The following is a 24,206-nucleotide window of genomic DNA, read 5'->3' as shown; positions in this document are numbered from 1 at the left end:
GGCAAATTACACGCTTACTGCGCTGCGGCGACGGCGGACCATGGTGCCCATCAACGCCAAACCTGCCAGCAGCATGGCATAGGTTTCTGGCTCGGGCACGGCAGACGTAATCGCCACACGCACCGTGCCATCGGTGCTCAGGTGCGAGAAGTCCAGCTTGCTTTTGTCATAGCCCGTCACAAAGATGCTGGAGTAGCCGTCTTCTGCAGTGCCAAACGAGCCGCTGAAATTGTTAAAGCCAAACAGTGCAAAGCTGGTGCCCTGCGCAGGCACATAGCTGCTGTCAAAGGCAAGGTTCAGCTTGCCATTGAAGGTGAGCGTGTTGATGCTCATCAGCTGGTCGTACTGGGTGCCAGGTGTGGCGCCAAAAAACTCCATGTTCAGCACCGATGTGCTGTCAAACGTGGCATTCCCGCCGCTAAAGCTGAACGCTGCCGGGCTGTTGCCGGGGTTGAAGGCGGCTTTGAAGGCAATGTTGCCCGCAAAACTGCCAGCACCATTCACATCGTTCATGAAACTCAGGGTGCCTGCGCTGCCCGCCACAGTGCCGTTGTTGGTGAAGTTGCCCTGCACGCTGCTGTCGCCACTGAAGGCAACGGTGCTGTTGTTGACCGTGCCGCCCACCGTGCTGATTTGACCGCCCTGACCCAAGTTGACCGTGCCGTTTTGTGTCAAGGTGTCTGCGCTGAGCACGCCACCATTCAGATTCAGGGTATGTCCCGCGCCAAGGCTCAGGTTCTTGGCTACGTTCAAAGCCTGGGTGCTGTTCAGCGTGGTGGTGCTGGCCAGCAAACCGGTACCCAAGGCTGCGTCGCCTCGGTAGCCCAGCGTGCCGCTGGCCCAGTTGAAACTGCCAGCAGACGTTTCACCGCCACTGGTTTGTAGCGTGCCGCCGCTGAGTGCAATGGTGCCCGCAGCAAGGGTTCCACCATGGGTATCCAAGGTATTGCCCGTGCCAATGTTGAGAATTTTGGCAACATTCAAAGCTTTACCGGACGCGAGTGTGGTCGTGCTGGCCAGCAAACCAGCGCCCAGGCTGGCATTGCCGGTATAGCCCAGCGTTCCCTGGTTCCAGTTGAAGTTGCCGCCATCCAAAGAGCCGCTAGCAATTTGCAGCGCACCGCCACTCAGAGCCAAGGTGTTACCACTACCCACACTGAGATTTTGGGCTACGTTCAATGTCTTGCCGGAGCCGAGTGTCGTGTTTTTAGCCAACAGGCCCGCAGCACTTAAGGCTGCATCGCCGGTGTAACTCAGTGTTCCCTTGCTCCACGTAAAGGTACCGCCGCTATCCACCGCGCCAGTTTTGACTTGCAGTGTGCCTCCATCCAGGGTAAGGGTTGAAGCATTGACAACGCTGAATTTCGCTCCTACAGCGAGTGTCTGCCCGGCGCCCAGTGTGGTGGTTTTGCTCAATAAGGCGCTATTCAGAACAGCGTCCCCAGTGAAGCTCAGCGTGCCAGCCGTCCAAACGAGTCTGGACGGAGATACGAGTGTTACGCCGGCGTTGTTATTGGGCAGTTCCAAGGTGCCGCCAGCCAGATTGACTGTGCCTTTGGCACCGATGTTCAGCGATGACGCTGTCACTTTGCCAGAATCCTGAATGTTCAGGGTGCCGGTGCCATTCAACCCAACAGTTAAGGTAGAAGAGCTATTCCACTGCGAACCAGCGCCCTTAACTGTGAGGGTGCCGGTGGAGTTTGTGGCGTTTCCGACAATGCCTTTTTGGGCACTCACCACACCACCTTCTTCGATGTTCAGAGTGCCGGTGGTAGTAAAGGCGCCACCTATGATGATCTGGTTGGAAAGGTTCCACTGGGAATCCGCACCGATGACGTTGACCACGCCGATACCCGCAGAGCCATTCTGGCCGACAATGCTGTTGACACTATTCACAACGCCACCAGTTGTGATGTTCAGAGTGCCCTTACTGGAAGCAACAGTACCAAGGTTTAGATACCCAGTAGTGTCCCAACGCGACCCGGCGCCAGACACGTTAACTGTGCCTTGGCCAATACTAGTTTGCCCGGTACTGCCAGTCACCCACCCACCGTTTTCAATGTTCAGGACGGCACCTGTGTTTTTGACGCTTGCGCCAACGGTGAGGTTTCCGGTGTTGGTCCACTTGGAGCCTGAACCGGTCACATTGATGGTGCCATTGCCGCCGGTTAAACTGCCGCCGGGCGAGCCGCCTAATGCGGCGCCATTGCTGGTCACGGTACCGCCATTTTCGATGTTCAGTGTGCCGGTGCCCCCATTACCAATCGTCAGGAAACCTGCGTTTGTCCACTGCGAGCCCGCGCCAGTGACCTTGACCGTGCCGGTGCCGTCTTTGGATTCACCGACTCTGCCATAGAAGTTACTCACCACACCGCCGTTTTCGATGTTGAGCGTACCGGCTCCGCTCCTACCGACGGTCAGGTCAGCCGCGTTGGACCACTGCGAGCCCGCGCCGGTGACAGTTGCTTTGCCAATGCTGCCTGAGTAATAACCAATATCGCCGCCTGCACTAGATACATACCCAGCATTTTCGATGTTCAGGGTACCTGTGCCGGCCTCTGCAACGTTCAGTGCGTCTGAGTTGACCCACTGTGAAGCCGGGCCACCACCAGTGGCCTTGCCAGTCACGTTCACGGTGCCAATGCTGCCCAAAAGGCGGCCGATCATTCCGCGGCGGTTACTCACAGCCCCACCGCTTTCGATATTCAAGATGCCGATGCCGCTGTTGCCAATGGTGAGATCGAAGGTGTTTGTCATCTTCGTGCCGGCGCTGAGCACGTTGTAAGTCTCGGTGTCCCCCGCTAAGTTCCCCACAAGAACACTATCAAAAGTGTTTTTCACATCGGTGCCCGTTGCCACCGTGGTGGTTTTGTCGGCAGCGAAGCCAGGTGCAAATGCCACCAGCAGGCTCAGGGCCAAAGTGCTTTTTGCGGGCAAACGAAGGCGGCTAAGGCCCAAAGGCTTTGTCATGGAACATCCTTGAAAAACGGATTGAATGTGCATACATCCCATGGCGATATGAATCGCTACTGCAGGGCGAGCTTTGGTTCAGCTCTTTAATGTGGCGCGATTATCAGTAGCAAAAACACCATGCCTTTGGTTGAATCCGCGTGTTGTTAAAACTTTGGCGAGCCCTCTGTGCATTAGTTCAAACCTTTGCCATTTTTCTGCGGGGCCCTGGATGCTTAGGCTGCTTTGCACAGTTTCCATGGACTGAGGCCAGATCATCGAGCGAGCCAACACAGCAGAATTTTCCAACTACCCGCAGAGTGAATACAGCCGGGAGTTTTTGGCAATTAGGCTTTGGCCTGGGCTATGTACCTGATGCCAACGGTGGTGAATCAGCGTCTTGCTTCGAGTGAATGCAATTTGAACCACTCCAAAGGCGACCTTCACTCATTGCGAATCTGGGATGACTCTCGCTCTTTTGCGCCTTCAGCACTACGACTCCCGCCGCGGTGTTGCTGCCATCCACCTTGAGAACTTGGGCTTCCGCAATGGGCACGCTTCGGTCAGCCGCCAACTTCTCAATGCAAACCCAAAGCTGCAACAAGTCATCAGCATTGCTTGAATTGCTCTCTCGCCCAAGCGGCAACACGCCAGCGCCAGAATTACTGGCTGCCGCCCAGGATCTCCTCCTGAACTGCGACACTTCGAGCCATGAGAATTCTTGGCATTGACCCCGGTCTGCAAACCACGGGTTTTAGCTTTGGCACGGCGCTGTCGCGCCTTCAAGTCCGCCGCAGCGTTCTCAGCCGTCGCTGAAACCCTTTCCAACTTAACCCTCGTCGGATCTACACCTTGCGTATTCTTGGCATTGACCCCGGTCTGCAAACCACGGGTTTTGGACTTATCGACGCCGACGGCCCGCGTCTGAGCTATGTGGCCAGCGGCACGATCAAGACCAGCGCGGTCGCGACCGGTGACTTACCGGCGCGCCTCAAAATCATTTTCGACGGCGTGCGCGAGGTGACGGCGCGCTACCAGCCGCACTGTGCGGCGGTCGAGATCGTGTTTGTCAACGTCAACCCGCAGTCGACCTTGCTGCTGGGGCAGGCACGCGGCGCGGCCATCACGGCGCTGGTATCGAACGACCTGGCCGTGTCCGAATACACCGCGCTGCAGATGAAGAAAGCGGTAGTCGGCCATGGCCATGCGGCCAAGGAGCAGGTGCAGGCCATGGTGCAGCGGCTCTTGAGCTTGCCGTCAGAGCCGGGCAAGGACGCAGCCGACGCGCTGGGCCTGGCCATCATGCATGCACACGCGGCCGTGTCCTTCGAGGCGATGGGCCGCAGCACGACCTTGCAGCGCCGCCAGCACGCGCAGTTCAAGGGCGGGCGTACTTACTGAGAGTCCTTTTCTATGACGAACGAGTTCAATCAGCCGATCGAACGCCTGCCTGCCTTGCTGCGTTATTGGCGTTGGCGATATGGCCTGAGTTGCGCTGTGCCGGGTCTCGCCTTGGCGCTCGGCGCATCGTTGCTACTGCTGCGCTCGGCCGCGGCCGGCAGACATGGGCCGGACTTGGCGTATGGGGTATTGCCGGCCCTGGCAGGCTTGGCCTTGCTCGGTTTCGCTTGCGGGTGGCGCTATGCCTCACTGCGCTTTGAGCATTACCGCGCCGAGCACCATATCGGCGAAGGCGTGGTCTTGCGCAGCGGTGTTTGGTGGCGCAGCGAGGTCTGGGTGCCGATTGCGCGGTTGCAGCATTTGGACGTCACCCAAGGTCCGCTGGACCGGCGCTGGGGCATGGCGACCTTGAGCCTGCACACGGCCGGCAACCACGACCATCACATCCGCATCGATGGCCTGCCACTGGCGCAGGCCCATGCCTTGCGCGAACAACTGTTACCTCGCCAAGCCCTTCAGCATGAGTGAAGCCTCGCAGTTGCAAAGCCTGCATCCGGCATCCTGGCTCTTCGGCATTGCCGGCTTGCTCAAGCAGATGCTGATGCCTCTCGTTGCCGTGCTGATTCTGGGTCATAAGGATGCGCAATGGGTGTTGTGGGCCTTGCCCGCCATGCTGGCATTGACGCTGCGCTCGGTGCTGCGGGCACGCGCTTTTCGTTACGAAGTCACCGGAGGCGAGTTGCTGGTGCGCGAAGGCGTGTTGGATCGCTCGCTGCGCCACATCCCGCTCGCGCGCATCCAGAACATCACCCAGCGGCGAATCTTTTTGCACCGGATTTTTGGGGTCACCGAGTTGCACCTGGAGTCGGCCGCCGGAGGCAAACCCGAGGCGGTGATGAAGGTGCTGAGCCTGGCGGCCGCAGCGCAGTTGGAGGCCTTGTTGCGCGGCGCGGTCAATCCGCTTGAAACGACCGGAACCTCCTCGGTGACCCATGAGCCGCAACTCTTGTTCGCGATGCCCATGCGTGAGGTTCTGCTGCTAGGGCTGACCAGCAACCGAGGCAAGCTGATGCTGGCGGCCATGTTTGGCGCAGTGATGCCCAACCAGACCTTGCGCACCACGCTGCTGCAATGGTCTGAGCAGCCCTTGACGGCGCTGAGCCGCGTCTTCAGGGCGGACCTGGAAAGCCAGGGCTGGCTGCACCTGGCCGCGCTGAGCTTGGGCCTCTTGCTGCTCGGGCTATTGATGCTGCAAGCGCTGTCCGCTGCCATGGCTCTGATCAAGTTCCATAACTTCCGGCTTGAGCAGCAAGGCGAGCGTCTCTTGAGCAGCTCGGGCCTGAGCACGCAAACGCGCGCCGCCGTTCGCCTGCCCAGGCTACAGCGCTGGGAGCTCAGCAGCAGCTGGCTGCAGCGCCGGCTCGGTCGCTGCCAACTCAGCGTGACGGTGGCCGGCCAGCATGACAGCCCCGACAAGGCAGAAAAATTTGCCCGCTTCAGCGAGTTGGCGCCGCTGGCCACACCCGCGCAAGCGCAGGCGCTGCTGCGCCTATGCCTGCCGCAGCTGGACTGGCAGGCCTTGGCCTGGCGGCCGCTCGGCGATGCGAGTTTGGGGCGCAGGCTGCTCGGCCAAGCGCGCTGGCTGCTGCCGCTGGGGGCGCTGGGCATGGCGGCCAATCTGGTCTTGGGCGCGCCACTGCCCTGGCTGGCTGCGCTGCCGCTCAGCGCCCTGCTGCTGGGCGCTGCCATGCTGCATGCGCGCGCCTGGGTCGGCTTTGCCGCCTACGCCTTGTCCGGCGACCTGATGCTTTACCGCAGCGGTGTGTTCTCACAGCGCTGGGTCATCGTGTCATGCCCCAAGCTGCAGAGTCTGCGCCTCTACAGCTCTGGCCTGGACCGCTATTTCGGCCTGCGGCATTTGCAGGCCAACACCCATGGCGGGCTTGGCGGCAGCGGCTTGCAGCGTGCGCTCGACATCCCCTGCCTTCCGGCGGGCGAAGCCGAGTTACTCCGCGCCGCTTTGTGGCGGGGTTTGCTGCAGACGCCCTAGGCCTCAGCCCAGCTGCGCGCGCCGGCGTGCCAGGGCGCCTAGACCCAAGAGACCGACCAGGCTCAGCGCCCAAGTGGACGGCTCGGGCACGGCGCTGACCGTCAGGCTGCCCAGGCTGTCCGCACCATGGTGGCTGTAGCTGAAGCCGCTGCTGCCCCAGACCGACAGCAGTTGCAGATAGCCGCCGGCCACACCAGCAAAGCCGGCATTGGGGCCGACCAGCGCGCCGCCTTCAAACTGGGCGTAGGCGTCGCTGCCTGGCGCCAAATGAAAGGTCTGGCCCAGGAAGCTGAGGTCCAAACTCTGCAACGCGACCGTCCCATCCGGGCCTGCCAGCAGGGCCGCTTGGTCGTCGTAGCTGAATTGCCCGGCGATGAGCTCGCCGACCAATTTGGGTGACGCTGAGCTGAAATCTACAACCCCGCTGAAGTTGAAACTGGCCGCCGAAGCCGCCTGCGATGCCAAGGCCAAGCCGGCCGCAAAGGCGAGAGTTTTGAGATTGAAGATCATGATCTTGTTTGCTTTCAAAATGAGAGTGAGACGGTCACTCAGAACTTGTAGTTAGCGGTGCTCAGCTTGTCGCAGCTCAAGCCCTTCAGCTGGACCAAGGGGCGGCTGCGTGTCACGCCACCAGTGCCGGCGGCATTGATGCCGATCATGGCCGCGCCGTTTGCATTGCTGCAGACCACATGGCCGGACGCCAAAGGGTCGGCGCTGCTGATGCCCAAAGCGCGCATCAACTGCCCCAGGTCCAGCAAGTCATCTGCAGGCGTGAAGTCGGTGATGGTGTCGCCGGCATCGATCATGCTGGTGTAGACGAACTGGTCCCGGCCCTTGCCGCCGGTCAGCGTGTCGGCACCTGCGCCGCCTTCGATGATGTCGTCGCCGTCGGTGCCAAGCATCACATCGCGGCCGACCGTGCCCTTCAGCTTTTTGTACAAATTGAGGCCCAACACCATCGGATCATGGTCAGAGGACTTGAAGGCCGTGGGCGCGTAGTAGCCGGCCGGGTTGAACTCGGTGTTGTAGTCCAGCACGGTTGGCTCATCAGCATTGATGTGCCAGGAAGTCGCGTAGCTGACCTTGGGCGCGATGGTCGCAGTGCCGAAGCCGTGATCCAGGCGGCCGGCAAAGCCGTCGAACACATAGGAGTAGTCGGCCGGGTCGAACTGCCCGACCAAATCAACAATGGCGCCGCCCGCTGTCAGTTCATGCACGGGGTCTTCTTGCGCATAGGCATTGAAGTCGCCGAGCAAGATCACGTCTTGCGTGCCGGCCGCCGCTTGCACCTGACCGACAAAGCTGCGCAGCTGCGTCGCTTGCTGGGTGCGATGGGCGTTGAAGCAACCTTGCAAATCACCTTGGTCGGCGTCCGCGCCGGCAGCGCCGGTGCAGCTCTTAGACTTCAGGTGGTTGACCACCACCGCGAAGCGCTCGCCGTTGGCAGCCTGGAAGCCCTGCGCATAGGTGGGGCGGTTGTTGATGGGGTTGTTGTCTGACAGGGCAGAGCCGGCCAACTTCAACTTGGCGGGCTTGTAAATCATCGCCACGCGGATCGCGTCGGTGCCGGTGTCTGCCGGCAGCGGCGTGGCCGCATAAGTACCCGCACCCAGCACCGCGTTGAGGCCATCGACCAGGTTCAACAGCGCCACATTGCCGTTGTTCTGAATCTCCATCAAGCCCACGACATCGGCGTTCAGCGTGCTCAGCGAAGCGACGATCTTGGCGCGCTGACGAGCGAACTCGGCCGCGCTATCGGCGCCACGGCAGTTGGACGCCGCTACGGCGCCGCCCAAGCTGCAACCCTGGCCGCTTTGGCCGGATGCGGTCTTGCCGTCGGTGAAGGTGGTGAAGTAATTGAGTACGTTGGCGCTGGCGATGCTGATATTGCCGCCCACCGCCGGGGCCTTGGCGCTGCGCGGGTTGCTGCGGGCAAACACCGGCTTGCCGACCGGCTGCAGCCGGTACATCGAGGCACCGGCGGCGCTGCTGGTGGCCAGGCCGTAATCGATCACACCGGTCAGGGATTCAATCGTGTCACCGGCGCGCACCGTCAGGTCTTCGCCCATGAAAGGCACAGGGTTGGGGTTCTGTGCCGAGCTGTTGTCGTCCAGGATGATGGCGCGGGCCAGATTGCTCTTGGCCATGGCCAAGGCGTCGGCCCCCGGACGCATCACATTGGTCGGGTTGAGCAGGCGCCCGCCGGCGGCCAAGGTCAGCTGACCGTAGCGGCCCAGGAAGTAGTTCTGCTGCACCATCACCGGGCCGGTCAGGGTGACCAACATGCCTTCATAGGCTTCCAGCGCGCCATTGGGCAAGCTCGCCAAGTCCACCACCGTCGGCGTGATCACATTGCCGCTGCTCACCACTTTCAAGGATGTGACATTGTTCAGTTGCGTGGTGGTCTTGTTGCCGGAAGCAAACTCAGCCACCAGGCCGTTCAGGCGCAGCTCTTGGCCGACGCTGACGCTAGGCGCCGAGCCGGTGTAGACAAAAACCCCGTCCGAGGTGCTCGAGTCTCCATCGCCCAGCCGATCTTGCAGATAGAAGCCGGCCGGCGTCAGGTAAGTCACCACGCCACCGGTGCTGACGGTCGAGCCGACCAGCGGGCTCTTGTCGCCGCTGCCTTGAATGCTGTAGATGGGCGTGAAGCCTGCAGCCGAGACCTTGATCGCGCAGCTGGCGGTTTGCGCCTCGTTATTGGCCCAGGCCAGGTTCAGGGTGTAGCTGCCGCCGGCAACGCTGCTGGCGACTTCAATCTCCTGCGTGGCCACGCCGCCATCGACTGTTGCCGCGCTGAAGGCGCCGAGTGTGAAGGCTGCGGGCCAGTTGCCGCTGATGGCGGCTGCATTGACGACGCTGTCGGCATCGCTGGCGGTGACGCTGAAGCGTCCACCCGTGCCGGCGGTGACGGAGGCGTCCGGGCAGACCGGCACGATGGGCTTGTCAAGCGGTGGCGGGGTGCCGCCGCCGCAGACATTCAAAGCGGAAGCCATGTTGCGCGGAGCTGGGGCTGCGACCAAAAAGTCGGCTTGGTTTTGATCGGTATCGGTGCAGCCGCCCAGCGCGCGAATCGCACTGGTGCTGTTGCTCACCGCTGGCGTGGACCCGCTGCCTTCAGCAGGCGTGGCGCCAGTGCCATAAGCCACCAGATCCAACACAGTCGGAGCCGTTGCGCTGGCCACCGCCGATGTGATGCTTGCCAACACCACCTTGCCGAAGGAGCCATTCATCGCTATTGAGCCCACCTTGTCTGGCGTCGGCAGATCGACCGTACCGCCAGCACCCTTAGCCTCCTGCACCAAGAAATACTGCCCCGGCTGCAAGACGACATCGGGCAAGACCGTGATGTTTGAGAACCCGGCCGAGGCACCAGCAGCGGCATATTGCACGCTCCAGCCTTGGAGACGGACAGGCGCATCGCTGCGATTGAACAACTCAATAAAGTCATTCTTGAGCGTGGCGCCGGAGTTACCGCCCCCGCCATAGACTTGGCTGATGACAACATTGCTGGACGCCAAAACGGCCGGAGCAGCGAACGCGGCGGCCAAAAGGCCGGCAATGGTTTTCAATTTCATGGGAGTTCCAGAACGGGAGAAAGGTGGAGTGGAAGTGGAAGAGAGAAAGGCTCAAGAAAACTCAACAAAACGCGTAGAAAAGGCGATAGCAAACGTTTGCCATCACCTGTTCTGGTTCGCGCTTTGATGCAATGGCCGTGATGCTAACGAGCATCTGTGACAAATTGACGTGCCCCAGAGGCGGTGCTTGAAACCCTTGCCTGGGATCTTTTCGCGCCGATCCAAGCGTGCTTACGCATCGTTTGCCCTCCATCCGCCCAGCGAACAGCTTGCTCCAGGCGCCCAAGGTGGCAGCCCTAGAATGCCGGTGCGGCTCCTGCACGCAATCTCGTCCTACGATCGGCGCGGCCCTGAGCCGGCCTCATTGACAAATCCATGACCCTGAAACAGATGATCGCCGGCTTTGTGCGCCGGCATTGGGCGTCTTACGCGGCGTCGGCCTTGATGCTGCTGGGGATCGCGCTGCTGACCGTGTGGATTCCGCGTCAGGTCGGTCACGTGGTGGACGGCATGGTGGCCGGCTCGCTGCATGGCGAGGCGCTGCTGCGCCAACTCGCACTTTTGGTCGGCTGCGGCGTCTCGATCTATTTGCTGCGGGTAGGTTGGCGCCTGGCCTTGTTCGCTGCCGCCTACCGTCTGGGTCGCGAGTTACGCACCCGGCTATACAAGGTCTTGACTCTGCAAGGCCCGGTATTCTTCCAAGCCAAGCGCACCGGTGACTTGATGGCGCTGGCCACCAATGACATCGACGCGGTGGAGATGGCCGCCGGGGAAGCGCTGCTGGCGGCTTTTGACGGCTCGCTGACCTTGATCCTCGTGCTGTCGATGATGACACTGGGCGTCGACTGGCGACTGGGCCTGGCCGCGCTGATCCCCTTCCCCTTCATGGCTTACGCGTTTTGGCGCATCTCCGAGAAAGTGCATCAAGCCTGGCAAAGCTCGCTGGGCCGCTTCTCGGGCCTGAATCAACATGTGCAAGAGGGTCTGGCCGGCGTGCGTACCTTGCGCGCCCTGGGGCTGACCGAACGCAACGCGATGCAGTTCAGCGAGTTGGCCGACAGCGCCGGCGAGGCCAGTTTTCAGGCGCAGCGCTGGGAGGCTGCCTTCGAGCCGGCCGTGGGCATGACCTTGGGCGCAGCCTTGACCATCGCCTTAGGCCTGGGTGGCTATTTCGTCGCCAAGCAAGAGCTGACGATAGGCCAGCTGACCGCCTTCACCATGTATCTGGGCCAGCTGATCTGGCCGATGTTTGCGGCCGGTTGGGTCTTGTCCTTGCTGGAGCGAGGCCGCGCCGCCTGGGACCGTTTGTCGCCGGTGCTGGAGGCCCCCATAACGCTCAATGACAGCGGCTCGCAGCCCCTGCCCGCCAGTGCGACGCTACGCTTTGACAACGTCGGCTTCGGCTACGCGCTGGCCGAGCGCGCCGCGCTGAGCCAAGTCAGCTTGACGCTGGAGCCCGGCCATATCCTGGGCCTGGTCGGCCCGACTGGGGCGGGCAAATCCACTTTGCTGCAGCTTGTATTGCGCCAGTTCGAGCCCAGCGGCGGCAGCATTCATCTCGGGGCCTACAGCTTGCCTGAGCTGAGCCTGCAGGCACTGCGCCAAGGCTTGGCCTGGGTGCCGCAGGAGCCGTTTTTGTTCTCGGCCAGCATTGCCGAGAACATCGCCCTGGCCAAACCGGAGGCCACCCCCGCCGAGATTGAGGCGGCAGCCCGCATGGCCGCCGTGCATGAGGACATCACGCGTCTACCGCAAGGCTATGCGACCGAGATCGGCGAGCGCGGCGTGACGCTGTCGGGCGGCCAGCGGCAACGCGTGGCGATCGCCCGCGCCCTGCTGTCCGACGCGCCACTGCTCCTGCTTGATGATGCCTTGTCGGCCGTGGACACCGGCACCGAGACACAAATCCTGGCCCATCTGCGCGAGCTCAGGCTGCTGCGGCCCGAGCGCAGCAGCCTGATCGTCAGCCACCGGCTCAGTGCGGTGGTGGACGCCGACCATATCGTCGTGCTGCAGCAGGGCCGCATCAGCGAGCAAGGCAGCCATGCCGAACTGCTGGCCTTGGAAGGCGGCTGGTACGCCACGCAATGGCGCTATCAACAACTGGAGGCCAGCATCGATGCGCAAGACTGAAGCCACGGCCGCAGCTGAAAAAGAACGCCCTTGGGCCGCCGTCGGCCTGCTGATGGAGGCCGCCACACCCGAGAAGGCGACGCTTTGGCGCGGCCTGATCTGGCTGTTGCTGGCGGCTGGCCTGGAAGCACTCGGCCCCATCATCAGCAAGCATTTCATCGACACTTATCTGCAGCCACGCCATTTCGATGCCGGCGCGATGGCCCAGCTGCTGCTCGCGCTACTCTTGAGCAGCTGGGCCAGCAGCTGGATACGCTTTGGCCAGCTCTCTCGCATGGCCGGCGTGGCGCGCCGCTCGGTCCTGCGCCTGCGTGAAAAGGTCTATGCCCATGTGCTGGCGCTGCCGATGAGCTACTTTGACAGTGCTATCACCGGTCAGTTGGTCAGCCGCGTAACAAATGACAGCGAGGCCGTCAACACCCTTTACCGGCAGGTGCTGTATGTGATGCTGGACTCCAGCATCGTGGTGCTGGGCTCACTGATCGCGATGGCTTGGCTGGACTGGCGGCTGATGCTGATCGTCGCGACGCTGGTGCCGGCGATGGTGATGATCATCGCGCTCTACCAACGCCTGAGTGCACCGGCGGTGGCGCGCGCGCGGCAGCTGCGCAGCGACATCAATGCGCAAATGGCCGAGAGCATGGCCGGCATGGCGATGCTGCAGGCGGCCGGCGCCGCCCAGCGTTTTGGGGCGCGCTTCGAGCGCAGCAATCAGGCCCATCTGAAGGCCCGCGTGGCCGAGCTCAGCGCCAATGCCTGGCTGCTGCGCCCGGCGCTGGACCTGCTCAATGTGCTGCTCTTGGTGACGGTGATTTACGGCTTCGGCCGACGCGAAGTGAGCGGGCTGGAGGTCGGGCTACTGTTTGCCTTCCTCAGCTATATCGCCCGCGTGGTGGAGCCGCTGATTCAGATCACCATGCAGTTCGGCCAGTTGCAGCAGTCGATGATCGCGGCCGCACGGGTGCGCAGCCTGCTGCAAGAGAACGTGGCGCCCAGCCAAGCCGTGGCCGGGCACGCGATCAGCGCCGGCGCCATCAAGATCGAGCATTTGAGCTTCGGCTATGACGCACAGCGTCCGGTCTTGCGTGAGCTTGATCTCGATATTGAGGCCGGCAGTTTCATAGGCATCGTCGGCCACACCGGCAGCGGCAAGTCGACGCTGCTGTCGCTGCTGCTGCGCTTCTACCGGGCGCAAAGCGGGCAGATCACGATCGACGGCCAAGCCTTGGCCAGCTTCCCCGACGAAGCCTTCCGCGCCGCCGTCGGCCTGGTGCCGCAAGAACCCTATCTGATGGCCGCCAGCGCGCGCGAGAACATCACCATGGGACGCCAAATCAGTGCGGACGCCGTGATCGCGGCGGCCAAGGCGGCCCGCGTTCACGATTTCTTGAGCGGCCTGCCGCAGGGCTATGACACCGTGCTGGGCGAAGGCGGTGCCCGCGTGTCTACTGGCCAAAAGCAGCTGATCGCCATGGCACGCGCGCTGGCCGGCTCGCCGCGCATCCTGTTCCTGGACGAAGCCACCTCGAATATCGACAGCGCCACAGAACAGACCGTCAGCGAAGCCCTGATCGCGCTGCGCGGCCGCGTCACCGTGGTGGCGATTGCGCACCGCTTGTCCACCATCCGCGAGGCCGATCAAATCATCGTGTTGAACCACGGGCATTTGGTCGAGCGCGGCAGGCATCAAGAGCTGATGGCCCATGCAGGCGGCATCTACCAGCGCCTGGTTCAGCTGCAAGCGCTGGAGGAGTAGAAAAAGGCCGGCACCCTACAGCATCATCGCCAGCCGCTCCAGAATGAGCACCGCAAAAAAGCCCAGCCCGGCCAGCACCGTCCACTTAATGACGATCACGCCGCGCCGGCGCCAGACCACTTGACCGGTGCCGATATAGAGCGCAAAACAAAGCACACCCGCGAACAGCAAAAGGCCCACGACAAGGCGAAATATCAGCATAGTCGATTACCAGGCCGGAGCCAGTTCCGCAAAGCCCTTGGGCGCATCGGCAGCGTCCTCGAAGCTGACAAATTCATAAGCCGAGGGGTCGGCAAACAGCGCGCGGAGCAGCTTGTTGTTGAGCGCATGGCCGCCCTTGAACGAGGTGTAGGCCGCCAGCAGCGGATGGCCCGCGACCTGCATATCGCCAATCGCATCGAGGATTTTGTGTTTGACGAACTCATCGTCATAACGCAGGCCTTCAGCGTTCAGCACCTTGTAGTCATCGACAACGATGGCGTTGTCCATCGAGCCGCCCAGCGTCAGACCGCGCGAACGCATCAGCTCGATATCGCTGGTCATGCCGAAGGTGCGGGCGCGCGCAATCTCGCGCTTGTATTGGCCCGAGCCCATATCGAACACATATTGCTGACCGGTGGCCGAGACAGCCGGGTTGTCGAACTCGATCTCGAAGCTCAACGTGTAGCCATGATGCGGGCTCAGCTTGGCCCACATCAAACGCTTGCCTTCGCCCTGGCGCACCTCGACCTCTTTCTTGACGCGCAAAAACTTCTTCGGCGCCGCCTGCTGTTCGATGCCGGCGCTTTGCAAAAGGTAGACAAAACTGGCGGCCGAGCCGTCGAGTATCGGCACTTCATCGGCATTGATGTCGACATAAAGATTGTCCAGCCCCAAGCCGGCACAGGCCGACAGCAGATGCTCGATGGTCTGCACCTTGGGCGCACCGGGGTCACCCAAGGGGCTGACCGTGGTCGCCATGCGGGTGTCACACACCGTATCCACACGCACCGGAATATCGACCGGCGTGTTCAAGTCAACCCGGCGAAACACGATGCCGGTGTTGACAGGCGCAGGGCGCAGCGTCAACTCGACCCGCTGGCCGCTGTGGATACCGACGCCGACCGCCTTGGTCAGGGATTTGAGAGTTCTTTGTTGCAGCATGGCTTCAGTGTCGGTGATCAAGGTGATGTTTGCTGATCCGGGGGCATTCTTTTGACGGGCAGGCGCAGGCTCAAACGGGTGCCATGCCCCGGGCTTGAGTCGATGCGCAGCGAGCCACCCAGGCGCTGCGCGCGGCGCTGCTGGCTCTTCAAACCCCGCCCCATTTGGGCGCTGGTGATATCAAAGCCGTCGCCATCGTCCTCCACCCGAATCTCGACATAGCGCCCATGGTTGCGGGTCACCATGCGCACACGGGTGGCCCGCGCATGCTTGAGCACATTGCTGAGCGCCTCTTGCATCAATCGCAACACATGCAGGGCGTCGGGCGGCTCCAGCCATTCCAGCAGGGGCAGGTCTTGCACATCCCATTCCAGCATCAAGCCGCCCGCCTGCAGGCGCTTGCCCAGCCGGTAGCGCATGGTCGCCAGCAGGGCGACCAAATCATGTGCGACCGGCTCCAGGGAATCGATCACCAAGCGCAAATCATCGACGCATTCGCGCAGCACCTCGACCACCTTGTCCTGCTCCATGCTGCCCTGCTCCACCGCCACCATCGCCGACAGCAGGGACGATCCCAGGCCGTCGTGCATGTCCTGCATCAGGCGCTGGCGCTCCAGCAGCAAGGCCTGCTGGCGTTCGGCCTCGCGCAGGCGCTGGTGCTGCGCTTGCAACTCGGCGCTCTGCAACTGCAGGCGCGCTTCAAGCTGCTGATTCAACATCTCAACCTCTCTCAAGGCGCCCGTATAGCGGCCTTGCACCGCATACAGGAAACTTGCCAGCGTCAGCAAGGTTGCGAAGGGCAGCAGATAGATATGCTCGGGCCAGGCCCAGCCGGCCAAGAGAATCAGATCGTGCAGGCCCAGCGCCAAACTAAGCAGCAAACTCAGCGCAATCATGCGCAACTCGCGGCTGCCGTCGCGCCAGGCCAAACGCAGCACCAAGGCGACTGTCATCAGGCCGACCAAGGCATTGGCGCCATGCTGCAGCACTGGGCTGGCCAACACATCATTCCACCAGGGCAGCGTCAGCAAGGCGCTGAGCAGCACAAAGCCCAACATGGCCCGCTCAAGTTGCGCGAAGCGGCGGTGTGCAAAGCGCAAGGCGAACAAGAAGATCAACAACATCACCCAAGACAAGGAGGCGTTGCTGAGCCACCAGAACCACTCAAGCCCAGCGGGTGTGCGCGGCAAGTCCAGGTGGTAGTGAAGATTGCGCAGCAGCCAAACCAGGGACAAGAGCGCGAACAAGAAATAGGCCGGCTCGTCGCGCCTGCGTGCCCACAAGGAGAGCGAAAAAAGACCGAGGACGATCAAAGTTAGGCCGGTGGCCTGCGGGATTCCGATCTGCAGCCACCAGCGCCTTTGGAAACGTATTTCAAGGTCCTCCCGGGCACCCAGCCAGACTCTTGAGACCGAGAAAGGCGCGCCCGTCACGACCGGCACCGCCACCACGACATCCATCATCTTTTGCTGCTGCGCCTCGGTCAGCGCCGCCGGTACAAGCGCCCAAAGTGGCCGCACCCATTGCTCGCGCGCACCGGCCTGGTTGTCGAAGACGGGCTGCCAACCCTCGTCGGTGCGCACCAAGACCGCCGCAGCCAGCGTCACCAATCGCGGCATATACAGCGCCACGGACGTCGGCCAGCGGCCCTGCTCGGGCACATAGCGGAAGCGATACCAACGCATCTGAAACGCGGCCTCGGCCGGCGGGCTGGGCGCCAATAGGGGGCGCCCGCTCAGATCGGGCAGCTGCACCCTCGTCCAAGCTTGCGGATCGCTGGGCGGCTGCAGTGCCAACGGCAGCCCGCCACTTTTGCCTGCTGCACCATCCTTCGCCCGCAACGCCGCCCACCAGGCATCGAGGTCAGCGCGACTCCAGTTCGCGAGCGCCAATTCGGCCGTCACGGCCGGCTCGCCGGCGTGACGCGCGATCGGCTCGGGCAGGGGCATGGTTTGGGCGCCAGCCGCCTTATGCACGGCGAGACCACCGATGAGCGACAAGGCCAGCAGCAAGGCCGTCAAGCAGCGCATTAGCAGCGATCTCATCGTTTTGGTTGAGGCCAAGATATGTTCAGGCGCTTGCAAGGGCGGAAAGCTCAAGCAAAAAAGGCCCGAGCAAAAAAAGGCCCGGTTCGGTGCCATCGCTGCACCGAACCGGGCCTTCATTCTGCGCCCAAACCCACCAGGGTTTTAGGCTTCACCTCAATCGGCTTGCTTGCGCAGAAACGCCGGAATTTCGATCTCGTCCATACCGTTTTGCGACAAGGCCTCAACCTTGGCGGATGCGGTGCGACCGCGACCCTGCCACACGCTTGGGCCGCTTGAACCAGCGGCAAAGTCAGCGCTGCCGCTCATGCCAAAACCCATCGTCGATGCAGCGGCGCCGCCACGGCTCATCACCGTCTCGGTCAAAACCGGGATGTCATGAGTGCCGGTGCGCAGGCTTTGTTGCACCACGGTCAGTGGCGCAGCCGCACGGGCACGCTGCGACAGGCCGGTGGCGATCACCGTCACGCGCAGCGCGTCGCCGAGGCTCTCGTCATAGGCGGTGCCGTAAATCACATGCGCTTCTTCGGAGGCATAGCGCTTGATCGCGTTCATCGCATTGCGTGACTCGCTCAGCTTGAAAGTGCCCTTGCTGGCCGCAATCAAGACCAGCACGCCGCGCGCGCCGGACAGATCGATACCTTCCAGCAGCGGGCAAGCCACGGCTGCTTCGGCTGCCTTGGCTGCACGGTCGGGGCCGGTGGCTTGCGCCGTGCCCATCATCGCCTTGCCGGGCTCGCTCATCACCGTCTTGACGTCTTCAAAGTCGACGTTGACCAAGCCAGGGATATGGATGATGTCGGAGATACCGCCGACTGCGTTCTTCAACACATCGTTGGCATGCGCGAAGGCTTGATCCTGCGTGACATCGTCACCCAAGACATCCAAGAGCTTGTCGTTCAGCACCACGATCAGCGAGTCGACATTGGCTTCCAACTCGGTCAGGCCAGCGTCAGCGGCCTTGAGGCGGCGTCCACCTTCGAACTCGAAGGGCTTGGTCACCACGCCCACGGTCAAGATACCCATTTCACGGGCGATCTTGGCAATCACAGGTGCCGCACCGGTACCTGTGCCGCCGCCCATGCCGGCCGTGATGAACAACATATGCGCGCCTTGGATCGACTCGCGGATGCGCGCATCGGCCTCTTCGGCAGCTGACTTGCCCATTTCAGGCTTGGCGCCTGCGCCCAAGCCCGAGGTACCCAGTTGCAGGAGCTGATCGGCCTTGGAGCGATTGAGTGCTTGCGCGTCGGTGTTGGCGCAGATGAACTCAACGCCCTGCACGCCTTGCGCAATCATGTGCTCGACCGCATTGCCGCCGCCGCCGCCGACGCCGATCACCTTGATTTGGGTGCCTTGGTCAAACTCTTCGATCATCTCGATCGCCATACAAATTCTCCTTCAGCTGTTGTGCCGCTGCCTAACGTGAAAAACTTCAGGGAAAACCCTCTTTTTTCACTCACCGCCGTTGTTTCCCGGCAGCTATGCGTGTTAGAAACATTATCCAAGATAAAGCCCATACATTTCAAAAAACTTGTGAGAAAACATCTCAAAATTTTCGGTGGGCTGCACTTTTTGTCTTAAAAATTCCCCAGAAACCAATCTTTGGCGCGTCCGAACATGGTTTTCATCGAACCCGCTTGCTGCGCCGCCTTCAAACCCCGGGTGCGCGACAGTCTGGCTTCCTCCAGCAAACCCATCACGGCCGCCGAACGAGGGTTGGCCACCATATCGAAAAGGCCACCGCTATAGGTTGGATTACCGCGCCGAACCGGCTTCAGGAATATGTCCTCGGCCAACTCGACCATACCCGGCATGACCGCCGAGCCGCCGGTCAAAACAATTCCCGAGGAAAGCAACTCTTCGTAACCACTTTCTCGAATTACCTGTTGCACCAAAGAGAATATTTCCTCGACACGCGGTTCAATCACGCCAGCCAGGGCTTGTTTCGACAACATCCGTGGCGCCCGGTCACCCAAACCCGGTACTTCAACCTGCGCGGCCGGGTCGGCCAGCATTTGTTTGGCCACGCCATGCTCGACCTTGATTTCTTCGGCATCTTTGGTGGGCGTGCGCAGCGCCATCGCAATATCACTGGTAATCAAATCACCGGCAATTGGTATTACGGCGGTATGGCGAATAGAGCCTCCGGTGAATATCGCCACATCGGTCGTGCCGGCGCCAATATCGACCAAAGCCACCCCCAAATCGCGTTCATCGGCGGTCAACGCCGCGAGACTGGATGCGCTTGAATTCAAAACCAGTTGCTCGACTTCCAAGCCGCAACGGCGCACGCATTTGACGATGTTCTCTGCGGCGCTCTGGGCGCCGGTGACGATATGGACCTTGACCTCCAGGCGACCGCCGCTCATGCCAATCGGCTCTTTAACCTCATGGCCGTCAATCACAAACTCTTGCGGCTCCACCAATAACAGACGCTGATCATTAGGAATATTGATCGCCTTGGCGGTTTCAACCACCCGCGCCACATCGATGGGCGTGACCTCTTTATCCCGCACGATGACCATGCCGGTTGAGTTTTGGCCGCGAATATGACTACCGGTGATGCCGGTATAGACCTTGCTGATTTTGCAGTCGGCCATCATTTCGGCCTCTTTCAAGGCTTGTTGAATGGACTGCACGGTCGCATCAATATTGACCACCACGCCGCGCTTGAGCCCAGTGGAGCTGGCAACCCCGAGACCGGCGATGCGCAATTCGCCATTTCCCAGCACCTCGGCCACCACCGCCATGATTTTGGCCGTGCCGATATCCAGCCCGACGACCAAATCCTTGTATTCCTTGGCCATGCTTTTAATCCTTCAGTTTTTCTTCGATCGGCCATTCAATCCGGGTTTAACCTGACTGGGCGTTGTTGATATTCCGCTCAAGCGCACCGCATACCCCTCTGCATGACGCAGATCGGCTGACAACAATGGGGCGTGATTGAGCGAAGTAATTTGGGTAATCGAGCGGGTAAATTGCGCGAAGCGGGCCAGTATCTCGTCTTCGCTGCCGCGCCCGAGTTCGACCACGGCGCCTTTTTCAAAGCTCAGGCGCCATGATCCGCGTCCGGACAAGTCCAGTCGCTCGACTTGCTCGCCGATGGCGGAGCTGACGGTTTGCAAGCGCTGCCACATATGCAGCATCGCAGCACTGGTGCCGGCTGGGCCGGCCAAGACCGGCAGGTCTTCGTCCTCGACATCGCCCAGATTGGCCTGAAAGACTTCGCCGTAACTATTCACCAGCAAGCGATCGACATTGGCATCACTCTGCGCGTCGGCGCCCTCGGCCTTGGTTTCCCAATAGGCGCTGGGCTTGTGTTCTTCCAGTTTGACCAAGAGGCGGCTGGGCCACACACGCTGCACCACCGCGCGCCGAACCCAGGGCACAGACTCAAAAGCATCACGGCCGTCTTGCAAGTTCATGCTCAAGAATGAGCCCGACAAGCGCGGCAAGGCATTGGCTCGCAAAGAAGCCTCGCTATTGCGCGTCACATCGCCGTCCACCTGGATGGCGCGGATCGCAAAAACCGGCAGTCTCACCACCCAGCGCAAGCCCAAGGCCGCCACCGCCACCAACATGGCCGCCAACAGCAGCGCCGTCACCGCATTCATCAGGCGGATATCGGGCGGCACAGAGATGGGCGTGCTGTTGCTGCGCATGGCTTTTGTTCAGCTGAGGCTCAGGCCTTGCCGTCCAAACGTGCTTGCGAGAGCAGCCACAGGCACAGCTGCTCATAGGAAATGCCGGCCGCCTTGGCCGACATCGGCACCAAAGAATGCGAGGTCATGCCCGGCGAGGTATTCATTTCCAGCAAAAACGGCTTGTTGTCGCTCTTGCGCAGCATCACGTCGCCACGACCCCAGCCGCGGCAACCCAGCGATTGGTAGGCGGCCAGCACCAAGGCGCGAACTTCCGCTTCCTTTTCTTCGCTGAGCGTGCCGGTGGAGTAGCGGGTTGTGGAGGTGAAGTATTTGTTCTGATAGTCGTAGTTGCCGCCTTCGGCCTCGATCTGCATCACGGGCAATGCAAAAGCTTGATCGCCCTCACCCAGAATCGGACAAGTCAGCTCCGGGCCGTCGATGAATTCTTCGCAGAGGATTTCATCGTCGTACTGCGCAGCAAGCTGCACCGCATCCTGCATCTGCGAGTAGCCCATCACTTTGCTGATGCCAATGGTCGAGCCTTCGTGCGGCGGCTTGACGAAGATGGGCAGGCCCAACTCATCGGGAATCGCCATGCAGCGCTCGCGGCTGATCTGGTCTTTCTTCAGCTTGACGTAACGCGGCGTGGCCAGGCCGTCGGCCAACCACAAGCGCTTGGTCATGATCTTGTCCATGGCGATGCTGGAGGCCATCACGCCGGAGCCGGTGTAGGGAATGCCGAGTAACTCCAGCGCGCCTTGCACCGTACCGTCTTCGCCGTGGCGGCCATGCAGCGCGATGAAGCAACGATCGAAGCCCTCGGCCTTGAGCTCATGCAGACCGCGCTCGGCCGGATTGAAGGCATGGGCGTCGACGCCGCCGTGCAACAAGGCCGCCAACACGCCCGGCCCTGACATCGTCAAGGAGACCTCGCGTTCGGACGAGTCGCCGCCCATCAAGACGGCCACTTTGCCCAGGGCTTTGGGGTCAATATTCAGATCAAGTTTGCTGATCATGGCTGCGCGCCTTTCGTCTTCGTCAAATAGTCCACTGTCTTGGCCGGCACCGCGCCTATCGTGCCCGCGCCCATCACGATCACCACATCGCCGCCGCGCGCATGGGCGGCGATCTGTGCGGGCAAGTTCGCCACATCATCAACAAACACCGGTGTCACTTGGCCGGCCGCCTGCAGGGCATGTGCCAGCGCGCGCCCATCGGCCGCAGCAATCGGCGCTTCGCCGGCGGCGTAGACCTCGGTCAGCAAGACCGCATCGGCAGTGGAGATCACCTGCACAAAGTCGTCGAAGCAATCGCGCGTGCGGGTGTAGCGGTGCGGCTGAAACGCCAAGAGCAAGCGCCGCCCGGGGAATGCGCCGCGCGCCGCCGCCAAGACGGCCGCCATTTCCACCGGGTGGTGACCATAGTCATCGATCAGCGTGAACGTGCCACCATCTTGTGTGGGCAGCTCCCCAAAGCGCTGAAAGCGCCGGCCGACGCCGCCAAACTGCGCCAAAGCGGCCGCGATCGGCGCGTCCGGCAGCTCCAGCTCGGTCGCCACAGCAATCGCGGCCAAGGCATTCAAGACATTGTGTGAGCCGGCCAAATTCAGCGTGATGGGCAAATCCGCCATGCCCTGACGCTGCACGGTGAAGCTCATCTGGCCGCCGGCCAGCGCCCGCACATCGACCGCACGCACATCGTTGTCGGCACCGAAGCCGTAGCTGATCATCGGCCTGGACAGCAAAGGCATGATGGAACGCACGCCGGCATCATCACCGCAGAGCACGGCCGCGCCATAAAACGGCATGCGGTGCAGAAATTCGACAAAGGCCGACTTCAGGCGCGCGAAGTCGTGGCCATAGGTTTCCATATGGTCGGCGTCGATATTGGTGACCACCGCCAACATCGGCAATAGATTCAAGAAGGACGCATCCGACTCATCGGCCTCGACGACGATGTACTCGCCCGAGCCCAAGCGGGAATTGGCGCCGGCACTCATCAACTTGCCGCCGATCACAAAGGTCGGGTCGATGCCCGCCTCGGTCAGCACGGCCGTCACCAAGGACGTGGTCGTCGTCTTGCCATGTGTGCCGGCAATCGCGATGCCCTTTTTGAGGCGCATCAGCTCGGCCAACATCACCGCGCGCGGCACCACCGGGATGCGCTGGGCGCGGGCGGCGATCACTTCCGGGTTGTCAGGCTTGACCGCCGTCGAGGTGACCACGGCCTGCGCACCGGCGATATGCGCCGCCGCGTGACCGATGTAGATCTGCAGACCCAAGCTGGCGAGACGCTGCGCGGTAGCGCTGTCTGACTGATCGGAGCCGGACACGGTATAGCCCAGGTTGTGCAGAATCTCGGCGATGCCGCTCATGCCGGCGCCGCCGACGCCGACGAAGTGGATGTGTTTGACGGCGTGTTTCATGATGGATTGACCATTCTTTCTATTTCATCGGCAACCCGAGAGGCCGCGCGCGGCCGCGCCAATGCGCGCGCCTTCTCGGCCATCTCCAGCAGCGCCTCGCGGTCCATGCTCTTCAAGAGCTGGTACACGCCCTCGGCCGACAAGTCCTCTTGCGGCAGATGCACTGCCGCGCCATGCTGGGCCATGAAGCGGGCGTTATCGCGCTGATGCGAGGTCGTGCTGACGACCAAGGGAATCAAGACGGAAGGCAGACCGGCCGCGCAGATCTCGCTCACCGTCACCGCGCCGGCCCGGCACAAAATGACATCGGCCTGGGCCAATTGCGCAGCCATGTCATCGATGAAGGGCAAGATCTCCGCTTGTACCCCTGCTTCGCGGTAAGCGGCCTGCACCGCCGCAAAATTGGCTTGCCCGGTTTGATGCACGACGTGCGGCCGCTGCTCCTGCGGCCACAGCGCCAGCATCTTGGGCAGCATCTCGTTGATCGCGCGCGCGCCCAGCGAGCCGCCTACCACCAACAAGCGCAAGGGTCCGCTGCGGCCGGCATAGCGTTCGGCCGGCGGGGCCAATGCCTCGATCTCGGCCCGCACCGGGTTGCCAGTAACAACCGCTTTGGCGGTCGATGCGGCGGCCACGCCGTCGAAGCCAAAGCCGATTCGGCTCGCGAAGGGCTTCAAGCTCTGGTTGCTCAAAAGCATGGCCGCATCGGCATTGACCAGCATCAGCGGCCTGCGCATCAACCAGGCCATCAAGCCGCCGGGAAAGCAAACATAACCACCCATGCCCAGGACCGCGTCCGCGCTGCGATTGCCAAACACCGAGCGGCTCTGCACAAAGGCCTGAACCAGCTTGAAGAGGCCCTTGACCGTGTGCAGCAAGCCCTTGCCACGCAAGCCCGCAAAGGCCAGGCGGTCAAGCGGGATGCCGGTCGGCGGCACCAGCTTGTTTTCCAGGCCCAGCTCGGTACCCATCCAGCTGACGCTCCAGCCGCGCCGAATCATTTCTTCGGCCACCGCCAGACCGGGGATGATGTGACCACCGGTGCCGGCCGCCATGATGACGAGGTGTTTGCTCATGTG

17 protein-coding genes are annotated in these 24,206 nt (G+C 61.9%); 5 read left to right on the top strand and 12 right to left on the bottom strand.

Features of this window, described 5'->3' with window-relative positions; translation table 11 throughout:
• Positions 1 to 6: 6 nt before the first annotated feature.
• Complete coding sequence (locus tag PRZ03_RS10265) at positions 7 to 2,970, bottom strand: beta strand repeat-containing protein (protein ID WP_273600224.1); 2,964 nt, start codon at positions 2,968 to 2,970, stop codon at positions 7 to 9.
• A gap of 831 nt (positions 2,971 to 3,801) precedes the next feature.
• Here PRZ03_RS10265 and ruvC point away from each other — a divergent pair.
• Genes ruvC through PRZ03_RS10250 form a run of 3 tightly spaced genes read left to right on the top strand, consistent with a single transcriptional unit; the run spans position 3,802 to position 6,400 of the window.
• A complete protein-coding gene (ruvC, locus tag PRZ03_RS10260) occupies positions 3,802 to 4,350 on the top strand; it encodes a crossover junction endodeoxyribonuclease RuvC (protein ID WP_273600223.1) in 549 nt (182 codons plus the stop codon).
• A 12-nt stretch (positions 4,351 to 4,362) separates the two neighbouring features.
• Positions 4,363 to 4,878: a PH domain-containing protein gene (locus PRZ03_RS10255; protein ID WP_263534591.1), complete on the top strand. Its 516-nt coding sequence runs from the start codon at positions 4,363 to 4,365 to the stop codon at positions 4,876 to 4,878.
• Positions 4,871 to 6,400: a PH domain-containing protein gene (locus PRZ03_RS10250; protein WP_273600222.1), complete on the top strand. Its 1,530-nt coding sequence runs from the start codon at positions 4,871 to 4,873 to the stop codon at positions 6,398 to 6,400. The genes PRZ03_RS10255 and PRZ03_RS10250 overlap by 8 nt, the downstream gene beginning before the upstream one ends.
• Before the next feature lie 3 nt (positions 6,401 to 6,403).
• On the opposite strand, the gene PRZ03_RS10245 is transcribed toward PRZ03_RS10250, so the two are convergent.
• The gene (locus tag PRZ03_RS10245; RefSeq protein ID WP_273600221.1) at positions 6,404 to 6,910 is read right to left on the bottom strand and encodes a PEP-CTERM sorting domain-containing protein; all 507 of its coding nucleotides are present in this window, start codon (positions 6,908 to 6,910) and stop codon (positions 6,404 to 6,406) included.
• Between the two features lie 38 nt (positions 6,911 to 6,948).
• A complete protein-coding gene (locus tag PRZ03_RS10240) occupies positions 6,949 to 9,978 on the bottom strand; it encodes an ExeM/NucH family extracellular endonuclease (protein WP_273600220.1) in 3,030 nt (1,009 codons plus the stop codon).
• A gap of 375 nt (positions 9,979 to 10,353) precedes the next feature.
• On the opposite strand from PRZ03_RS10240, the gene PRZ03_RS10235 reads away from it, so the two are divergent.
• Both PRZ03_RS10235 and PRZ03_RS10230 read left to right on the top strand, forming a co-directional pair.
• Positions 10,354 to 12,111, top strand: a complete 1,758-nt coding sequence (locus PRZ03_RS10235) for an ATP-binding cassette domain-containing protein (RefSeq protein ID WP_273600219.1) — start codon at positions 10,354 to 10,356, stop codon at positions 12,109 to 12,111.
• Entirely contained in the window at positions 12,098 to 13,867 is a 1,770-nt protein-coding gene (locus PRZ03_RS10230) for an ABC transporter ATP-binding protein (protein ID WP_273600218.1), read from the top strand. Before PRZ03_RS10235 ends, PRZ03_RS10230 begins: the two co-directional genes overlap by 14 nt.
• 15 nt (positions 13,868 to 13,882) lie before the next feature.
• On the opposite strand, the gene PRZ03_RS10225 is transcribed toward PRZ03_RS10230, so the two are convergent.
• The 9 genes from PRZ03_RS10225 to murG form a co-directional block, all read right to left on the bottom strand.
• Entirely contained in the window at positions 13,883 to 14,068 is a 186-nt protein-coding gene (locus tag PRZ03_RS10225) for a hypothetical protein (protein WP_273600217.1), read from the bottom strand.
• 6 nt (positions 14,069 to 14,074) lie between these two features.
• Positions 14,075 to 15,010 (bottom strand): UDP-3-O-acyl-N-acetylglucosamine deacetylase, encoded by a 936-nt coding sequence (gene lpxC, locus PRZ03_RS10220; RefSeq protein WP_273600216.1) that lies wholly within the window; start codon positions 15,008 to 15,010, stop codon positions 14,075 to 14,077.
• A gap of 17 nt (positions 15,011 to 15,027) precedes the next feature.
• Positions 15,028 to 17,055 carry a sensor histidine kinase gene (locus PRZ03_RS10215; RefSeq protein ID WP_273600215.1) on the bottom strand — a complete coding sequence of 676 codons (2,028 nt, stop codon included), beginning with the start codon at positions 17,053 to 17,055 and terminating at the stop codon, positions 15,028 to 15,030.
• 156 nt (positions 17,056 to 17,211) lie between these two features.
• A complete protein-coding gene (gene ftsZ / locus PRZ03_RS10210; RefSeq protein ID WP_273600214.1) occupies positions 17,212 to 18,444 on the bottom strand; it encodes a cell division protein FtsZ in 1,233 nt (410 codons plus the stop codon).
• A gap of 191 nt (positions 18,445 to 18,635) precedes the next feature.
• On the bottom strand, positions 18,636 to 19,865 hold the full coding sequence (ftsA, locus tag PRZ03_RS10205) for a cell division protein FtsA (RefSeq protein ID WP_263534601.1): 1,230 nt from the start codon (positions 19,863 to 19,865) through the stop codon (positions 18,636 to 18,638).
• A 12-nt stretch (positions 19,866 to 19,877) separates the two neighbouring features.
• Positions 19,878 to 20,720 carry a cell division protein FtsQ/DivIB gene (locus PRZ03_RS10200; protein WP_273600213.1) on the bottom strand — a complete coding sequence of 281 codons (843 nt, stop codon included), beginning with the start codon at positions 20,718 to 20,720 and terminating at the stop codon, positions 19,878 to 19,880.
• A 20-nt stretch (positions 20,721 to 20,740) separates the two neighbouring features.
• Positions 20,741 to 21,718 (bottom strand): D-alanine--D-alanine ligase, encoded by a 978-nt coding sequence (locus tag PRZ03_RS10195; protein ID WP_273600212.1) that lies wholly within the window; start codon positions 21,716 to 21,718, stop codon positions 20,741 to 20,743.
• Entirely contained in the window at positions 21,715 to 23,127 is a 1,413-nt protein-coding gene (gene murC, locus PRZ03_RS10190; protein WP_273600211.1) for a UDP-N-acetylmuramate--L-alanine ligase, read from the bottom strand. The genes PRZ03_RS10195 and murC overlap by 4 nt, the downstream gene beginning before the upstream one ends.
• Positions 23,124 to 24,203 (bottom strand): undecaprenyldiphospho-muramoylpentapeptide beta-N-acetylglucosaminyltransferase, encoded by a 1,080-nt coding sequence (murG, locus tag PRZ03_RS10185; protein WP_273600210.1) that lies wholly within the window; start codon positions 24,201 to 24,203, stop codon positions 23,124 to 23,126. Before murG ends, murC begins: the two co-directional genes overlap by 4 nt.
• Positions 24,204 to 24,206: the final 3 nt, after the last annotated feature.

It is taken from the genome of Roseateles albus (assembly GCF_028595345.1).
Lineage (GTDB): Bacteria > Pseudomonadota > Gammaproteobacteria > Burkholderiales > Burkholderiaceae_C > Paucibacter_A > Paucibacter_A albus.
The sequence above is the reverse complement of the archived record's forward strand: the minus strand, read 5'-3'. Positions and strand labels throughout refer to the sequence as shown.